Source organism: Nocardiopsis sp. TRM 82005, from assembly GCF_056312425.1.
The window spans coordinates 230,243-246,716 of the sequence record NZ_JBWDTQ010000010.1; the positions used below are offsets into that span (position 1 = coordinate 230,243).

The window sequence follows — 16,474 nt, forward strand, 5'->3', positions numbered from 1 at the left end:
CTCCGATGAACGACGTCCTGTCCCTGGCACCGCTCGCCGCCGCGCTGGCCAGCGCGCTGGTCGTGCTGGTCGCGTGCTACGGCCTGTACCTGACCATGTCGCAGACCCGGGTGGCGGTGAGCAGCCCGGTCGCCCGCGCGCCGAGGACCAGGTCCGACGGCACGTTCGTCCTGCACCGGATCACCGAGGTGGTCGGGCGGCCGTTCGCGCACTCGCTGGAGGCCTCCCTGGGCCGGCGCAGACGGACGTCCATCGCCGAGCGCATCGAGGCGGCGGGGCGGCCCGACGGGCTGACCCTGGAGCGCTACCTGCGGCGCAAGGTCGGCGAGGTGGCGTTGTACGGCTCCCTGGGGCTGTTGATGTTCGCGGCCGGCAATCCGCTGGTCGGGGTGGTGGTGCTGGCCTTCATGGGCCTGACCGACCTGAGCCTGTACGTGCAGGGCCAGGAGCGGGCCGACCGGGTGCAGTCGCAGCTTCCGGACTTCCTGGACGTGCTCGCGGTGACGGTGAGCGCGGGGATGTCCTTCCGGGCGGCGGTGGCGCGGGTGGCCGATTCGATGCCGGGCGTGCTCGCCGACGAGTTCAAGCTGGCCCTACAGCAGATGGAGCTGGGCACGTCGCGGCGGGAGGCGTTCGAGCTGCTGCGCCGCCGCAACCGCAACGAGTCGCTGAGCAAGTTCGTGACCGCGATCCAGCAGGCGGAGGAGCTGGGCGCCCCGCTCAGCGACACCCTGGTGGACATCAGCCGGGACATGCGGCGGGCCGACGCCCAGTACATGCGCCGCAAGGCCCAGCGGATGAATCCGAGGGTGACGATGGTGACCGCGGTGACCCTGCTACCGGGGCTGCTCATCCTCATCGTGGGGTCGATGTTCCTGGGCACCGAGGTCAACCTCGGTGTCATCCTCGGCGGCTGAGGCCCCGGGGCCCTCGCAAGGGATCCCGGGGCCGGTACGGCTAGGGAGTGTCACCGGGCGGGAAGGGGATGGCGGCCAGGGTCGGAAACAGCTCGGTCTCCTCGTAGTCCAGGTGCGCCTCCAGCTCCCGGGTCATCCGCTCCACCTCCTCGCGGAACCTCGTGGGGTCGACGGTGGTCAGGTCCGCGATGAGCGCCTCCAGCTCACCGCGGAGCCGTTCCACAGTGCGGTGCTCCTCGCGCAGCCGGTCCAGCGTCCGCTCCAGGTGCGGCTCACGCTCCCCCAGGTGCGGAAACATGAACTCCTCGCTGGTGTGGTGAAAGTGCAGGGACTCGCAGAAGGCCAGGCAGTGCTGGCGCAGTTGCAGGTTGATCCCGGGCGGCGGCGGTCCGTCCCCGTTCGTTCGTGCGGAGCGCTCAGCGAGGTAGGCGTCCGCCTCGGCACGCACGTGCCCGAGCTGTCCGCGCAGCCAGGTGTGCACCTCGACGAGCTTGTCAGCGAGGTTGGCGGCCTCGGCGCTCTCAACGTAGGGGCGCTCCAGGGCCACGACCGGCAGGACGCGGTCGGTCCCGGCCTGGTAGTCGCCATAGCCCGGTAGCCGGCGCACGGCCTCGGCGAACAGCCGGTCCCGTTCGGCGCCCTCAGCGGGCACGGCGACGGCGCCGAACTCCTCGGTACCCAGCTCCACCCGCACCATGGGATAGGCGAGCAGGTTGCGGTACCAGGCGGGGTGACGGTCCGATCCGCCCGCGGAGCCGATGACCAGCAGCCGATCCGCGATGCGGACGTAGCCGAGCGGGGTGGTGTGCTCACGGCCGGACCTGGCGCCGACGGTGGTGAGCAGCAGCAGGTCGCCGCCCTCGAACACGCCGCCGACGCGGCCGCCGTTGGCGCGGAACTCCTCCACCACCGGGATGTTGAAGTCGCTGACGTGTGGTTCGGATCGAATGTGCGGGTTCTCGGTCATGTGTCTCCTTGGGGTGTGGTCTTGGGCGCGACCGTCCCCGAGGACGTCCGCGGCGGCCCGGGCCGGAGCACGGGCGGCGGACGGACATGACGGTGGACCCGGGTGTGGCCGGGAACGGGGTTCGGGGAGGCCGCGATGGATGCCGGTGCGTTCGGGCGCGGCTCAGGCCGACGCCTCGGGAACGGCTAGGGAGTGTTTTTCTGGACGCTTTCGCCCGTATCGGCGGAGCCGATCCTCGCGGGCGGCCATCTCCCCTACTGCGCGCCGCCTCGCAGGCTCGGCAGGATCGCACAGCGGGGGCCCGGCCGTCTCTCGCAAGACGTGGCGCGCAGCTCAGCCTGGTCGTGCTTCGCAAGCGTCAGCGGCGCGGCGAGAGGGTCGCGAGCGCGGAACGCCCCAGAAAACACGCCCTAAACGCGGTCCGCGGTGTGTGTACTCACAGTGCGCTCCCCGATGGTCAAGGTGCCTCCATACCTACCGACCGGCCCACTTCTCTTTGGTCGGTGGCACGCGACACGGCGCCACCATACGCCACCCGGCGGATCCGGCGCCATGGGGGGGCAGTGCGGGACGCCGACCGGCACGGTCCGCGGCTTCGTGTGCGGCACGGACACGGGAGAGGACCGGCCGGCGATGCTCCCACGGGCCGAGTCCCCAGGTCAGTCGTTGGGCGAGGTGAGGTCATCCGTCGGCCGGAGCTGCTCCGGGTCGGGGATACCCAGGTCCGGGTCCCCGTCCATCCCCACGAACGTGTACCGGGTGTACCACCGTTCCGTCTCCGAGGCCGCGGAGTCCAGGAAGGACCTCGGAATGCCTTCGGAGAGCGGGCGCCCGTTGAGGGCGTAGCCGCCGGCGCCCTCGGTGGAGAAACCCAGCGGAACCCCGTCCTCCGTGGCGACCAGCACGAACGCCGTGTCCGCCTCGCCTGAGTCACCGGAGGCGGAGAACTCACCCTCCACCCGGACGGCGGGCACGTCGTCGGGGACCTCGCCGCCCAGGTGGCCGTAGGCGTCCTCGGCGGGCGGGGGCGCCGTGAAGGCCACCGCCTCCTCCTCGGTGACGGTTCCGCTCTCCGCGGCGCGGACCAGGGGTTCGACGACCCCGTCCGGGGTGAACGCATCCGCTGAGCCGAGTACCTCGGGCTCCGCCTCGTACCAGGTCGGCGGCCCGTTCCACGCGGTGTTCCCGGCCCGCAGCATGTCGCCGTCGACCACGGCCAGATCGCTGGTGCGGGCGCCGCTGACGGTACTGGTCCAGCGCAGCGCCTCTGGCGGCCCCGACTGGTAGAGCACACGGTCGAAGAAGGTGGGCGTGGTGACGGTGTCGTCGGGCAGCGGCTGGCCGTAGCCCTCGCCGTTCCCGGCGTAGGTGATGAACGTGAGCTCGAAGGAGTCGGCGGCCAGGAGGGTGTCCAGTGACGCCGACACCAGGTCCATGCCGCTCAGCGGCTCGGTCCCGGCGGTCGCGGCCTCCCCGGCCTCCCCGGCCTCTTCCTCCTGCTCAGGATCGGTGTCCTCCTCAGGCGGCCCGGGTTCCGAACCCGTCGTGGTGGTGTCGGGTTCCCCGGCCGGGGTGTCCAGGAACAAATAGCCGCCGCCGACGGCCACGGCCAGGAGCACGGCCGCGACGGCTCCCAGCACCGGGAACCCGCCGCGGCGGTGTCCACGGACGCGCCCACCGGTTCGGCGCCCGGCCCCGTCCGCGGGCCCCTCGGCTCCGGTGCCGCGTTCGGCGAGGCCCGGGGCTGCGCTGACCCACTCCTCCGGCCGGGGCCGGGCGACGTCCACGCGCGGCCAGTGCTCACGGATGAGCGCGAGCAGCCGTTCCGCCCACACGTCGCGGGTGGCGCTGTCCTCCACGCCCGCCAGCAGCAGGCACTCCAGGTAGGCCTCCTCCGCGGGAGGGCGCAGCGCCGGATCCGTCGACAGCGCCCGGGTCAGCACGGAGCGCAGCCCCTCGGGCACTCCCGCGAGGTCGACGGTGTCCTCACGGGCCTGGCGGGCCGCCTCCTGCGGTGAGGCGTCCGCGGCGAACGGCTCCCGCCCGGTCGCGGCCATCACCACCAGGCACGCCCACGAGAACACGTCGGAGGCGGCGTCGGCCGGGGCGCCCGCGTAGCGCTCCGGGACCAGCCAGCCGAGGCTGCCCGCGGTGGTCCGCGAGTCGCCGTCGTCGACCTGGCGGGCGATGCCGTGGTCCACCAGCCGGGGACCGTCCGGGGTCACGATCACGTTGCCGGGTTTGACGTCGCCGTGGGGTACTCCCGCGACGTGCACGGAGGCGAGGGCCTCGGCGGTTCCGGCGGCCAGGACCAGGAGCGCGGGCTCGGGCAGCGGCCCGTTCTCGCTCACGTGGCGGCCGAGGTCTGGGCCGGGAAGGTAGCGGACCGCCGTCCACGGCCGCCCGTGCAGGGAGCCGCTCGCGCTGACGCCCACGGCACACACGCCCCGGTCGTGGCGGACCAGGGTGATTCCCCGGTCGGGGTCCGCGGCGGGGGCCCACTCGGCGTGGGCGGCCTTGAGGGCGACCGCCTCCCCGTCCGGGGCCACGGCGGCGTACACGACGCCCATGCCGCTACCGCCCAAGCGGCCGATCAGTCGGTGACCGCTGATCTCGGCGGGATCATCGTCGGCGAGGGGACGCACGTGCGGCGGGAGGGAGTCCAACGGGTGAGGAGCCATGGGGGGACGCCTTCCACTCTCCTGGATCGGGGGAATACCTGCCGGTCCGGGCCACCGACCCACAGGTATGCGAATCTGTTGAATACCGACCGTACATTCCCGCACATACTCCGCGTCCGAACGGTTCACGACTGCACAAGTCCGGTTGCGGTCAGGTCGCCCCGCGGCCGGGCGCAGCTCCTGACACCCGTGGTCACCACGATTACGGTGAAAGGGTCAGCGTCCAGGCACGGCTACCGTCCGGTCGTGCCCGGGCGCTGACCCGTGCGCTCGGGTTCCGGGGCATGCTCCCCGGACACGTGCTCTGCCCCCGCGACGGGCGATATTCACAGAACACACCCTTGGGGCATGCTCGGCGGACACCTGCTCCACTGCGCGACGGGCAGCACCCACCGAACGCTCCCTAGCGGTCGCCGCCGGACAGTTCCCCTTCCGCGACCTGGGCGTGCACCGAGTCACGGCACGTCAGGACCGAATCCAGCAGGCCGGGGAAGCGCCCCTCCAGCTCCTCGTCGCGCAGCGAGATGAAGCACCGCGTCCCCTCGGTCCGGTTCTGCACCAGGCCGGCGTTGCGCAGGATCTTCAGGTGGTGGCTCAGCGTGGACTGCGCGATGGGCAGGTGGATGTCCTTCCACGCCCGTTCCCCCTCCATCGCGGCGAGCATTCGCACGATCCGCAGCCGGGTCGGCTCGGCCAGAGCGGCGAGGACCGTGACCAGTTCCACCTCGTGGAGGGCGGGGTGCGCGTGCTCCCTGGGAGCCAAGGCAGTCCTCCTCGTACGGGGCCTGGCCAGGACCAGACGGGATTTGGCTCGTGGACAGTCGCGAGTGTACCTTCGTAATTCGATGTTCGTCGAACATCGAACGTGCAGGCCAGTCGGTGACGAGGATCCCCGTCCCGGCCTCGCCGCCGGATCCGCCACGCAGCAGGGGAAGAGGGCCACCATGTCCAACGTCGCGCTGTCGGTGCTCGACCACGCCAGCATCGCCGAGGGGTCCACCCCCGGTGACGCGCTCCGCTCCGCGCGGGAACTCGCCCAACACGTGGAGCGGCTGGGCTACAAGCGCTTCTGGCTGTCCGAGCACCACAACATGCAGGCCATCGCCAGCGCCGCGACATCCGTCTCCCTCGGGTTCATCGCCGAGGGAACCTCCACCATCAGGATCGGCGCGGGCGGTGTCATGCTGCCCAACCACTCACCGCTGGTGATCGCCGAGCAGTTCGGCACGCTGGAGTCGCTCTACCCGGGCCGGATCGACCTGGGGCTGGGCCGCGCACCGGGCACCGATCCCCGCACGATGAGGGCGCTGCGCCGCGACCACAGCGCGTCGGCGACCTTCCCCAGCGACGTGCAGGAGCTCCAGGGGTTCTTCGAGCCCGCCGACCCCGGCCAACCCGTGCGCGCGGTCCCCGGCGAGGGGCTGCGGGTGCCGCTGTGGATCCTGGGCTCCAGCCTCTTCGGCGCACAGCTCTCCGCGCAGCTCGGCCTGCCGTACGCGTTCGCGTCGCACTTCGCCCCGGACGCGCTGTACGAGGCCCTGAAGGCCTACCGGGAGGGCTTCCGGCCCTCCGGACAGCTGGACAAGCCCTACGCCGTCGCGGGCGTGAACGCTTTCGTCGCCGACACCGACGAGGAGGCCCGGTACCTGTTCACGACCATGCAACAGGCGTTCCTGGGCACCCTGCGCGGGGCGCGGGGGCGGCTCCGCGCGCCGGTGGAGAGCCTGGACACCGCATGGCGTCCCGGAGAGAAGGAACGGCTGGACCACATGCTTCGTTACTCCTTCGTGGGCTCTCCCGAAACGGTCCGCCGCAAGCTCGACCTGTTCGTCACTGACACGGGTGCGGACGAGCTGATGGTGTCGTCGATGATCTACGACCAGACGGCTCGCCTGCGTTCGTTCGAGCTGCTGGCGGAGCTGGCCGAACTGAAGCGTCCGGAACAGGGCTGATCCCATCTCCTGAGCCGGGAGACGATCAAGGGTGGCGGCGCCGAACTGCGGGCAGGCAGGGGCGCCGTCCTCCCGGCACGGGAACGCCGGGTGGGGTCGCGCGACCCCACCCGGCGTTTTGGCGCTCTCGCTTTCTGGTGCCGGGATGCGGGTGCCGGTTCGGGTCTCAGGCACCCCCGCCGCCGCCATCGCCCCCACCGGAGCCGGACCCGCCTCCGTCACCGGATGAGCCGAAACCGTCGCCCCAGCCACCGGAGGAGGAGCCTCCGCCCCATCCGCCGCCGGACGGGCCCGGGCCCTGACAGAGGTCGGCGAACGCGCTCATCTCTTCCAGGCAGACGGAACCGGAGTCCGTACCGCCCGAACCGCCTGTGTCGTCGGCGCTGCCCATGTGGATGAGGGGAGTGGAGAGGTCCTTGTGGGCGCCCGTGGAACGCCGGACCGGAGAGGTCCCGCGGTCCCGGTTCCGGGGCACGGCCCCGCGCAGTGCCCGGAACCCGGCGACGGCCGTGTGGCGGACCGCGCGGGCATGTGTCATTCCCCCGGCGGAGTGTGTGTCTGCGGCATGGCCATCATGGGCCTGGGCCTCCAGGACGCCGTACCTCTGCCTGGCGAGTTCGACCACCGCGTTCCCCGCGGGGGTGTTGGGGCTCAAGGCGGGCCCTCCGGTCGCAGTCAGCACCGCCTGCACGGCCGTCAGAGCGGCAGCGGCGGCCAGCCCTCCGGAGAGGAAGGCGAGGGCGCCGGTGCCACCGGAGTCCAGGAAGAAGAGAAAGCCCGCCCCGCCAACCAGCAGGGACGCCGTCCTCAGCCCCCGGATCAGCTTCGGGACCTCCGCACGTGCCTGGAGCGCCTGACGCAGCCGAGGAGAATCCACGAGCAGACCCGACTCGGCGAGATCGACGCGCAACCGCTCCACTCCCCGGCCGGTGACGACCCGGCTCACCATCTCGCGGGCGCTGACGCCGACACTGTTCTTGAAGGCGGCCACCATCTCCCGGTGTGCGAGGTCCTTTTCATGGGCGGAGGGGCGGGGTCGGCCGACCAGGGTGAAGAAGCCCCCGGAGGACTGCTGGCGGATACGGCCGCGCAGGAAGGCGTCCATGACCACGGCCTCCCCCACCCGAACCGGGCCGCCGGCGAGCAGGGCCAGCTTGTTCGGGTGCAGGTCGTCCGGGTCGGGTGGGTCATCGCGGGGATCGGCGGCCTCCCGAAGTGCCTCCCTGAGGGTGAAACCGCCATGCAGGACGGCCGCCAGCGGAACGGCTCCGACCACCAGTCCCATGACCAGGGCCGCCACCAGGTAAAGAACAGCGCTGCCGTCCAAGGCACTACCTCTCGTCTTCTGTGTCGGTGCCGTCCGGCGGAGTGCTTGTCCCGGGACTTGTCCGGCCGGGGGCTGTGGGGATCTCTGAGAACCAGGGGCGGGGGTCATGGGGCGGGGATGGGGGCGGGGTGACGGGGGGTGGAGTAACGGAGCCAGGGACATGTGCCCGGGACCCGCGTCGGGTGGAGCCCGCCCATGGTCCTGTCACGGCCAAGGCACCATCCAACACCAGCGCACCGAACACGTACAGGATGGCCCGGCATCCTCCTACCGGCCATGGCGCTTCGACAGCGCACATGCCATCATGGTGATCCGTCGAACACCAAACGTGATTCCCGCGGCGAGGAAGCGTGACAGCGTATCCACCTGGCTACTCGGTTTCACCTGGGCATTCACCAAGCCCTGTGGATAACGTGTGGCCTCGGGTTCCATGGGGCATCCTGAGAAAAGATGGCCACATCCGGTCAGGAGCCGGGCTGGCATCGGTGTTCGTGTCGGATAGTGGGATTCGGTGAACACGCGCCTCCCGCGCAAACCCCCGGCGGGCCCGTCCAAGGGTTCACTGCCCAGAGACCGCAGAGATGTGGTGCCCCAAGACCCCCTCCTCCAAGGAGTCAGCCCCGTGAACAGCTTGACCAAGCTCTGGGTGACGCTCAGCGCCTTCCTTGTGCCAACCTCCAAGAAGGATGACAAGGGCGCCGGGATAGTCGAGTACGCCGCCGTGGTGCTACTTGTTGCCGCTATTGCTTTTGCGGTCTACCAACTAGGCCTTGCCGAAAGCATCAGCAGTGGGATTAGAGGAGCTGTCGATGGTGTTCTTCGTGGCCCCCAAACCCCCGAATAGAAAAAGCATCCTGAAGGGCGGAAAGCGAATATCAAAACCACCCCAGGAAGCCAAGAAGGATTTGAATATAGAACATCGATCTTCTCAAAAGAAGCGCAAGAACTCCCTCATAATCACAGGAGCCTCAGCAACTGCGGCCTTTCTCCTCGCCTCCGGTTGCGTCGTCAATCCTCCAGACACCTCAGACAATGAGGGCAGCAAATCCAGCCAAACAGGTGAACCCAACACAAGCCCTTCTTCACAACCAGACAGCACAGAAAAGGAAATTATCGCCAGCAGCACAACTTCTTCCACATCAATCGGCGGAGACTATCAGATTGACATCCATGCCCTCGAAAAAGTAGGAAACAATCTCCTAAGACTTCGAATCGGAGCAACAAACAACTCTGAATCAGATTATTTCCTCCAGGACGGATTAAGTGATTTTGAAAATCCTTACACCGCCAACAGAATAACCCTGCTAGACCCAAAGAACCAGACTCGGCACCTAAGCTTCAACCAGAATAATGGCTCCTGCTTCTGCTCTAAACTCAACGAAAACATTCCCGCCGGCGGAAGCGCTGACATGTGGGTCATCTTCCCTCAACCACCAACAGACGTTGAGTCAATGACAGTCACAACACCGCTCACTCCCCCAATTTTTGACGTACCGATAAGCAACTCTTCAGAAACTCTGGAGAATTCAGGACTTTCCGATCCTGAAATTATCCCCATGACCATGATCTCAAATGACACCGAGGACAACACTGGACGCACCGAAAGTGGAGATGAGGTAAGCATCATTCTCTCCTCCGACGTCCTCTTCGAGATAAACAGCGCCGACCTCAATCCGGATGCGCAGGATATTATCGACCAAGTCGCCACAGAAATCAACGACGCAAAATCCCCCGTAGTGAGTATCGATGGCTACGCTGACAACACCGGGTCTGACTCAGTCAATATCCCACTGTCTCAGGAACGTGCTGAAATTGTTGAGTCAGTTCTGTCCGACCTCGTCACTAGAGAAGGAGTCACCTTCGAGGTCGAGGGTCATGGGTCAGCAGACCCCATTGGAGATAACGCCACCGAAGAAGGCCGAGAGCGCAACCGCCGAGTCAGTGTCACGTTCGAGAAGTAATGGAGACAACAATGCAAATACAGAAGCCTCCCCATAAACTCGGACTTATTTCTTTGGCTGCAGGAGCCACCTTTGCTATGTCAACAGGAGTCAGCGCTGCCTCACCTGTTCCTCGAACAGAGAATCTTGATTCACTTGGAACCACTCAGGGCAACGCTGATGTGTCAACCAATCTAACTGCCGAAGTCCACGAAGCCAAAAGAGACGAAGCATCAACTTTCTTATCCATCACCTGGAGCATCGAGAACACAGGGAATGGCCAAGAAGGTCTAGCCTGGCTCAAGGATGGTTCTTATCTCTACACAGGGCAGAACTTTGCCGGGGTGACCATCATGACCCCGGAAGAAGGAACTCGATACCACCCGATCATGGACGGAGACGGGTCCTGCCTTTGCTCCGGGGAAAGCAGTAACGAGTTCATCGGGACACTGAACCCTGAGGAAAAAATCGCTTACTGGTCTCTCTTCTCTGTGCCTGATGACATCGACGCAGTGACGATCGAGATCCCCAACTTCGAGCCCATCAAAGACATCCCCATCTCCTGAACCTCCACAGATCCGTAGGAGGCGGCGTTGCCCACCCCCCACCGCCCCGCACTCGGGGACTCCCGACGGCCCTCCCCCACCGGGCCGCCTGGGCGGACCGACGACCGCACCAGACCGCCTCGGGCCCGACGCCGGGCCGAGCGTGCCCTCCGTTGGCTGCGCCCCCGGGGGCCGCTGCGGGACCGCGGCGCGGCGTTCGTCGAACTGGCGGCGGTCACCGTCCTGGTCGCGGCGATCATGGTCGCGGTCTACCAGCTCGAACTCAGCCAGACCTTCAACAACGGGGTGCGGCAGATGGTCTGCCTGGTCGAGGGGCCCGGCTGCGGTGACGACACGTGGGTGGACGCGGACCGGCCGGAGGAGCCCGAGGAGTACGAGTGGGGCGGTGACGACTCCAATGCCCTGGAGAACGAGAACACCGCCATGAACAGGGCCGCGGCCAAGGGCTGGGAAGAGAACGAGTGGGAGTGCCTGAAGAACCTCTGGGGCACCATCTCCCACTGGGACCACACGCTCGTCAACTCCACGACCGGTGACAACGGCATCTCCGGGTTCAATCCGGCCCTGCACGGCACCATGCCTCCCGGGTTCCGGGAGAGCCCGTCGGTTCAGATCGACTGGGGGCTGAACCACATCGAGGAGGCCCACGGGACCCCCTGCGTCGCTTGGGCGTACTGGGAGGGCGCCGGGAGCTACTGACGGACCCGTTCACCGGCCCACCCGCCGGGTCCACTCCCCCTTCGGCCCGCTCCCCCGCCGCCGACCTCCCCGCGCGCCACGATCCCGCCCGTTCACCGCCTGTGGCGTGCTCTCCTACACGAACACCGTCCCTGACTCCGGGCGTGTCGCTTTCGCGTCGTGTGAAATTTCCGCAAAACCCACACAGAGGCTCGTAAATCTTGTGGACTTACCCGGCATAAGGGGCATTTTCCTCTAAGCGACGTCCATAGCCTGTTCGTCATTCCCCGTGCCCTCCCCGACAGGGACCCGGGCGCGGAGAACGGGCAACGCTGCCGTCCCGTGGGGGCACGGGACGGCACGGAGTACACGGGGGCTTTGTGAAGATCGCCTATCTGATCAACGACATGTACGGGATCGGCGGGACCGTCCGTACCGTCGCCAACCAGGCGACGGCGCTGTCCGCGCGGCACGAGGTCGAGATCGTCTCGGTGTTCCGGCACCGCGCGGAACCCGTTCTGCCCGTGCCCGCCCAGGTACGCCTGGTCCCGCTCGTCGACGTGCGCGACCACGACAGCCGCGACGGCGCGGGGGCCGAGGGCCGTCCGCTGTACGAGGGCTCGCCGAGGGCCGGTATGCCCCCGTTGCTCTTCCCCCCGGAGGACATGCGCGGCCCCGCACACAGCCGCCTGACCGACGACCGGCTGGAGGAGTACCTGGCCACCACCGACGCCGACGTGGTCGTGGGCACCCGGCCCGGGTTGAACGTGGCGATCGCCCGGGCCGCGCCGCGACGGGTGGTGAAGGTGGGGCAGGAGCACCTGACCTACGGCCAGCACTCCGAGCCGATACGCCGGGTGATGGAGACCGAGTACCCGCACCTGGACGCGTTCGTGACGGTGACCGAGGCCGACGCGCGCACCTACCGCCAACGGATGTCGCTGCCGAACGTGCACGTTCTGTCCATCCCGAACTCGGTGCCCGCGCCGCCCTTCACCGCCGACGGCCGCAACACACACACCGTCGTCTCCGCCTCAAGACTCGCCCCCAGCAAACGGCACGACCTCCTGGTACAGGCGTTCTCCATGGTCAGCGACGATTTCCCCGACTGGACCCTGCGCATCTACGGGCGCGGCAACCAGCGCGCCTCACTGGCACGGCTGGTGAGGTCGTTGGGGCTTCAGGACCGGGTGTGGTTGATGGGGGCGCACCCGCGCGTGGAGGAGGTCTGGGCCCAGGGCGCGTTCGCGGCGGCGACCTCCAGCGAGGAGCCGTTCGGTATGACGATCGTGGAGGCGATGCGGTCGGGTCTTCCGGTGGTGAGCACCGACTGCCCGCACGGACCGGCGTCGATCATCCGCGACCACGAGGACGGACTGCTGGTACCGAACAAGTCCGCCTCGGGGATCGCCGAGGGCATGGCGAAGCTGATGGCCGACGACGGACTCCGCCGCCGGATGTCGTCCGCCGCCCTGCTGGACTCCGAGCGCTTCGACCCGGCCAACGTCGTGCTGCGGCACGAGGAGCTGTTCTCGGGCCTGAGCGGCCGCCCCGTGCCGCCGCCGAAATCGCCGGTGCCCGCGCCGCGTCCTGAGCCGCCCGCCGCATGCCGTGTGCGGGCCGGTGCGGACGGGACCGCGGTGCTGTCGTTTCCCGACCCGCCCGACCGGGTGGTACTGGCCCGGCCCGGACAGAGGGTGGAGCTGGAGGTGGACGGTTCCGGTACCGCGGTCGTGGACGCCCGGCGCGAGGGCCTGGCCGTGTGCACGTGGGAGGTACTCCGGGCCGACGGCGACCAGGAGACCCCGATCCATGACGTGGAGATCCACCAGCACGGTTTTCCACTCGCCCCGGACGGAGTCGAGCAGCTGGCACTGGTGGTGCCCGCGCGCTCGGCCAAGGGCTGTCTGGTGCTGCACGCGCGCCGGTCGGCGCACCACGCCGAGGTGGAGCACGTGGAGTCGGCCGACGGGCTGATCACTGTGCGGGGCCTGGTACTGGGGCAGCACGCGCCGGACGATCGCGCGTGCCTGACGGTACGGCTGCGCACCCCGCCCCGGGCCATGCGGGAGTTCCCCGCCCCGGTGCGGGGCGACGGCCGGTTCACCGCGGTCGTCGATCCCGAGGCCGTGGTCCGCGACCGGGACGGGGAGTCGGAGAAATGGGAGCTGCGCCTGGTGCTCTCCGACGGGACCGAGTGCACGGTGGGCCGGCACCTGTCCGGTGTGGCGGGATACAAGAAGATCATCAAGTACCCGGCCCAGAAGGTGGTGCGGGAACGCGGGTGTGGTTCGCGGGTGCAGCCCTACTACACCGTCAACGACCGACTGGGCCTGAAGACATCGACGCTGGCGCCGACCCTGGAGGTGGACGACGTGCGGGTGCACTCGACAGGGCACCCGGGACGCGGACTCCGGTTCGAGGTGCGTCTGTTCTCCTCGCTCCCCGATGACGCGGAGTACGCGGTGGAGGTGGTGCGCGGCACCGCCGCGGGCCAGCGCTTCCCGCTGCGGGCCGACCCCGTCCGCGCGCAGGAGGGCAGCCGCCTGACGGGGACCCTGCCGCTGCTGGACCGCGCGGAGCACGAGGGTGTCTCCGCGGTCCGGGCGTCGTGGCAGCTGCGGCTGCTGGCGGGGCCCGCCGGGGCCCTGGGCCGCCTGGGCGCCAAGGCCGTCCCGGTGCGCACCGCGCGCCGCTGGGACCACGGCCCCTACGTGCGTTCGGTGACCGTGGCGCCGCTCGGCAACGGCGACCTCCATGTCACCGTCGCCGACGTCCACCTGATGGAGGCCGTCCGTCGGCGGCTGCGCTAGGTCGTGTCCGGCGGACACGCTCCGGCCGGCCACGGCTCCCCGCTTCACCGCCCTCCACCCTCGACCGTCACGTTCCGTGCCTCTGCTCCTCCCCGGTGCGGATCATGCGCTGGGCGAGGCCGAGCCGGTCCAGCAGCCAGTCCGGAAGGTGGTCGGAACTACGCGGGAAGTGCTGGATGTCCTGGTGGAAACTGCGGGGGTCGGGCTCGAAGTCGAACTCGGGCGGGGCGTCGTGGTCGAAGTGCGCTCCGATCTCCCGCGACTCGCTCACCGTGAACCGGGCGGTGAACCACGTCCCCTTCCCCGGCTGGTACATCCCCGTGCGCAACCGGTCCAGCATGTGTCCGACCTCCGGCAGAAGCAGCTCCCACCCGGTGTCGCCCTCCGCTCCGCGCACCGTCACCCGGGACGAGGACACCCCGACGAGCCCCTTGTAGTCGATGACGATCTCGCTCCACTGGCCGCGGACCGACGCGACCGTGCGGTCCACGATCTCCTGGACGGTGTCCATCATCTCTTCGGGGGTCATGTCTCCGGGCGAGATCCCCGACCGGGCGGAGGGGCTCGGGGCCGCGGCCAGCAGGCTCCAGGGAGAGGCGCTCTCCGGCGCCGTCCCGGGCACGCGGTCCCCCTCCAGGCGTTCCCGCAGCCAGTCGGGAACGTGCGCGTCGTCGCGGGGGAAGCGCTCCATGTCGAGCACGTGGTCGGCGTCGCCTCGAAGCTCGTCCTCCCGGGGGTCGTCGAAGTGGGGTTCGTTCTCGTAGTCGTACCGGATCCGGTAGCTTCCGGGCCGCTCGATCTCGTAGTAGGCCGTGTACCAGGTGCCCGTTCCGGCGGTGTACATCCCCGCGCGCATCTCCCGCAGCCGGTCCAGGGCACTCAGCGGCGGAACCCAGCCGGTGCTGCGCCCGTCCTCGAACATCACCTCGAAGCGGGCCGTCTCGCGGTCCCCGAGCCCCGAGTACACGAGCCGGAGCTTGGCCCAGTCCTCGGGGGCCGATCTGAGCAGGTCCGTCCCGATCCGACGGAGGAACTCGTCCTGTTCGATGGGGGACATCGCTTTTCGGGCGCTCATGTTCTCGCCTTCACTTCATACGCGGCGGGTGGGTTCGTCGGCCGGGCACCGCGGTGTTCCCCACGCGGCTTGCACCGGCCAGGGTCCATACTCCTGCGTGCGCACCGGTTCCGGATGGACAACTCGGCAGAAACCCCCAAATCCGGTCTCTAATACGGTGACCACGAAGGTTCGCCAGGCCGCTTCTGTCCAGCGTGATCTTGTACTTATAGCGCGGCTCGACGGTCCAACCTCGCTATAAGTACAAGATCAACGGGCGTGGGACCTCCCACACGTCCCACCGGACGCGGCATCCGTCCACAGGCTCTACCGATTCCCAGTATGCCCGGCTAAGCTGCGTCAGGCGGGGTGTCGCCCTTCTGCCACGCACACGCGCCCCGTCCCCGACGACCCCCGCTCCCCGCCCCGCAAGCACCCCCACCCCCACGGACAAGGCATGGGACTGCGAAGGATCCCCTCCCACCCGACCCCACGGCCTCGACGGCGCCTCATGGGCCGTGACGACGACGGGCAGGCCAACATCCTGCTCCTGTTCGGGCTCACCCTGGCCCTGCTGGCTCTGACCCTGCTGTTCGTGCGGGTCGGTGCCGCCAACGACTCGCGGTCACAGGCCCAGACCGCGGCCGACGCCGCCGCGCTGGCCGCGGTGAGCGCTCTACAGGACCAGGCCGCGCAGGACATCGTCAACGGCGTGTACCCCATGCCGTGGTTCGACGAGGAGGTCGCCGAGGCGCGCGCCGATGAGTACGCCCGGGCCAACGGGGCGGTGCTCACCGACATCCGCGCCAGCGACAACGTCATGGGGCGCAACGGCAACATCGTGCGCGTGGAGGTGCGCGGCGCCGTGTGCCAGAAGGAGCTGGAGGAGGACGGCTCCCGGCCCTGGAACGACGTGGTCTGCGACGGGACCGAGGACGAGACCGACACCGTGGTCGGCAACGCGTCGGCCATCGCCATCGTCCGGATCCCCTCCCAGTGCGGACGCGACCAGGGCGACCTGGTCTGCGACGGCGGGCCGGTCACCGACGCCGGCGCCGCCAAGCGGCTGGTCGAGGTGCACCTGGTCGACCAGGAGGGCCGCTACAAGTTCGATCCGAGTATCAGCTTCGGAGGAGGGCCGATGGTGGACTGTTCGTCCCTCGGGACGCTGCACCCGACCATGTGCGCCGTGCACAAACGTCTCCACACCGAGTTCGACGGCTTCTACATCTCCGCGGGCGGACAGCGCACCGAACCGGGAAGCGACCACCACACCGGCGAGGCCGTGGACTACATGATGGCGAACCTGGGCGAGGTCCCCACCGGCGAAATGCAGTCGACCGCCGTCCAGGTGATCGACTGGGTGATCCAGAACGCCCGGCAGCTCGGGGTCAAGGGTGTCATCTACGACCATCACATCTGGAACGCGACCAGGGGGGACCCGGTGGGGCCGTGGATGAGCGTGCGGCGCCCCATGGAGGACAGAGAGAGCAACACGCAGAACCACGTCGACCACATCCACCTGGCGGCGGGCGACGGGCCCATGCGCTGACCCCCGTCTCCGCCCGTGGGGCCAGGG

Annotated in this window: 13 protein-coding genes; 8 read left to right on the plus strand and 5 right to left on the minus strand. The window is 68.8% G+C overall.

The window, feature by feature from the left end; genetic code table 11:
• The first annotated feature begins 5 nt into the window (after window positions 1–5).
• Complete coding sequence (locus AC0T5L_RS07400; RefSeq protein ID WP_476164635.1) at window positions 6–917, plus strand: type II secretion system F family protein; 912 nt, start codon at window positions 6–8, stop codon at window positions 915–917.
• Window positions 918–957: 40 nt separating this feature from the next.
• Here the strand turns inward: AC0T5L_RS07400 and AC0T5L_RS07405 are convergent, their stop codons facing one another.
• The 3 genes from AC0T5L_RS07405 to AC0T5L_RS07415 all read right to left on the minus strand — a co-directional run bounded on the left by AC0T5L_RS07405 (window position 958) and on the right by AC0T5L_RS07415 (window position 5,328).
• A complete protein-coding gene (locus AC0T5L_RS07405) occupies window positions 958–1,884 on the minus strand; it encodes a nitroreductase/quinone reductase family protein (protein WP_476164636.1) in 927 nt (308 codons plus the stop codon).
• 659 nt (window positions 1,885–2,543) lie between these two features.
• Window positions 2,544–4,565: a serine/threonine-protein kinase gene (locus AC0T5L_RS07410; protein WP_476164637.1), complete on the minus strand. Its 2,022-nt coding sequence runs from the start codon at window positions 4,563–4,565 to the stop codon at window positions 2,544–2,546.
• 403 nt (window positions 4,566–4,968) lie between these two features.
• Window positions 4,969–5,328 (minus strand): ArsR/SmtB family transcription factor, encoded by a 360-nt coding sequence (locus AC0T5L_RS07415; protein ID WP_476164638.1) that lies wholly within the window; start codon window positions 5,326–5,328, stop codon window positions 4,969–4,971.
• Window positions 5,329–5,509: 181 nt separating this feature from the next.
• On the opposite strand from AC0T5L_RS07415, the gene AC0T5L_RS07420 reads away from it, so the two are divergent.
• On the plus strand, window positions 5,510–6,517 hold the full coding sequence (locus tag AC0T5L_RS07420; protein ID WP_476164639.1) for an LLM class flavin-dependent oxidoreductase: 1,008 nt from the start codon (window positions 5,510–5,512) through the stop codon (window positions 6,515–6,517).
• Window positions 6,518–6,683: 166 nt separating this feature from the next.
• Here the strand turns inward: AC0T5L_RS07420 and AC0T5L_RS07425 are convergent, their stop codons facing one another.
• A complete protein-coding gene (locus tag AC0T5L_RS07425) occupies window positions 6,684–7,844 on the minus strand; it encodes a TIGR04222 domain-containing membrane protein (RefSeq protein ID WP_476164640.1) in 1,161 nt (386 codons plus the stop codon).
• A gap of 622 nt (window positions 7,845–8,466) precedes the next feature.
• On the opposite strand from AC0T5L_RS07425, the gene AC0T5L_RS07430 reads away from it, so the two are divergent.
• The 5 genes from AC0T5L_RS07430 (at window position 8,467) to AC0T5L_RS07450 (ending at window position 13,841) form a co-directional block, all read left to right on the plus strand.
• Window positions 8,467–8,688 (plus strand): hypothetical protein, encoded by a 222-nt coding sequence (locus tag AC0T5L_RS07430; protein WP_476164641.1) that lies wholly within the window; start codon window positions 8,467–8,469, stop codon window positions 8,686–8,688.
• On the plus strand, window positions 8,654–9,805 hold the full coding sequence (locus AC0T5L_RS07435) for an OmpA family protein (protein ID WP_476164642.1): 1,152 nt from the start codon (window positions 8,654–8,656) through the stop codon (window positions 9,803–9,805). The genes AC0T5L_RS07430 and AC0T5L_RS07435 overlap by 35 nt, the downstream gene beginning before the upstream one ends.
• Before the next feature lie 11 nt (window positions 9,806–9,816).
• Window positions 9,817–10,350, plus strand: a complete 534-nt coding sequence (locus AC0T5L_RS07440; RefSeq protein ID WP_476164643.1) for a hypothetical protein — start codon at window positions 9,817–9,819, stop codon at window positions 10,348–10,350.
• Window positions 10,351–10,377: 27 nt separating this feature from the next.
• On the plus strand, window positions 10,378–11,049 hold the full coding sequence (locus tag AC0T5L_RS07445) for an aggregation-promoting factor C-terminal-like domain-containing protein (protein WP_476164644.1): 672 nt from the start codon (window positions 10,378–10,380) through the stop codon (window positions 11,047–11,049).
• A gap of 359 nt (window positions 11,050–11,408) precedes the next feature.
• Window positions 11,409–13,841 (plus strand): glycosyltransferase family 4 protein, encoded by a 2,433-nt coding sequence (locus AC0T5L_RS07450; RefSeq protein WP_476164645.1) that lies wholly within the window; start codon window positions 11,409–11,411, stop codon window positions 13,839–13,841.
• A gap of 67 nt (window positions 13,842–13,908) precedes the next feature.
• Here the strand turns inward: AC0T5L_RS07450 and AC0T5L_RS07455 are convergent, their stop codons facing one another.
• Complete coding sequence (locus AC0T5L_RS07455; protein WP_476164646.1) at window positions 13,909–14,916, minus strand: hypothetical protein; 1,008 nt, start codon at window positions 14,914–14,916, stop codon at window positions 13,909–13,911.
• 436 nt (window positions 14,917–15,352) lie between these two features.
• Between AC0T5L_RS07455 and AC0T5L_RS07460 the strand changes: the two genes are divergently transcribed.
• Window positions 15,353–16,447 (plus strand): VldE C-terminal domain-containing protein, encoded by a 1,095-nt coding sequence (locus tag AC0T5L_RS07460; protein ID WP_476164647.1) that lies wholly within the window; start codon window positions 15,353–15,355, stop codon window positions 16,445–16,447.
• Window positions 16,448–16,474: the final 27 nt, after the last annotated feature.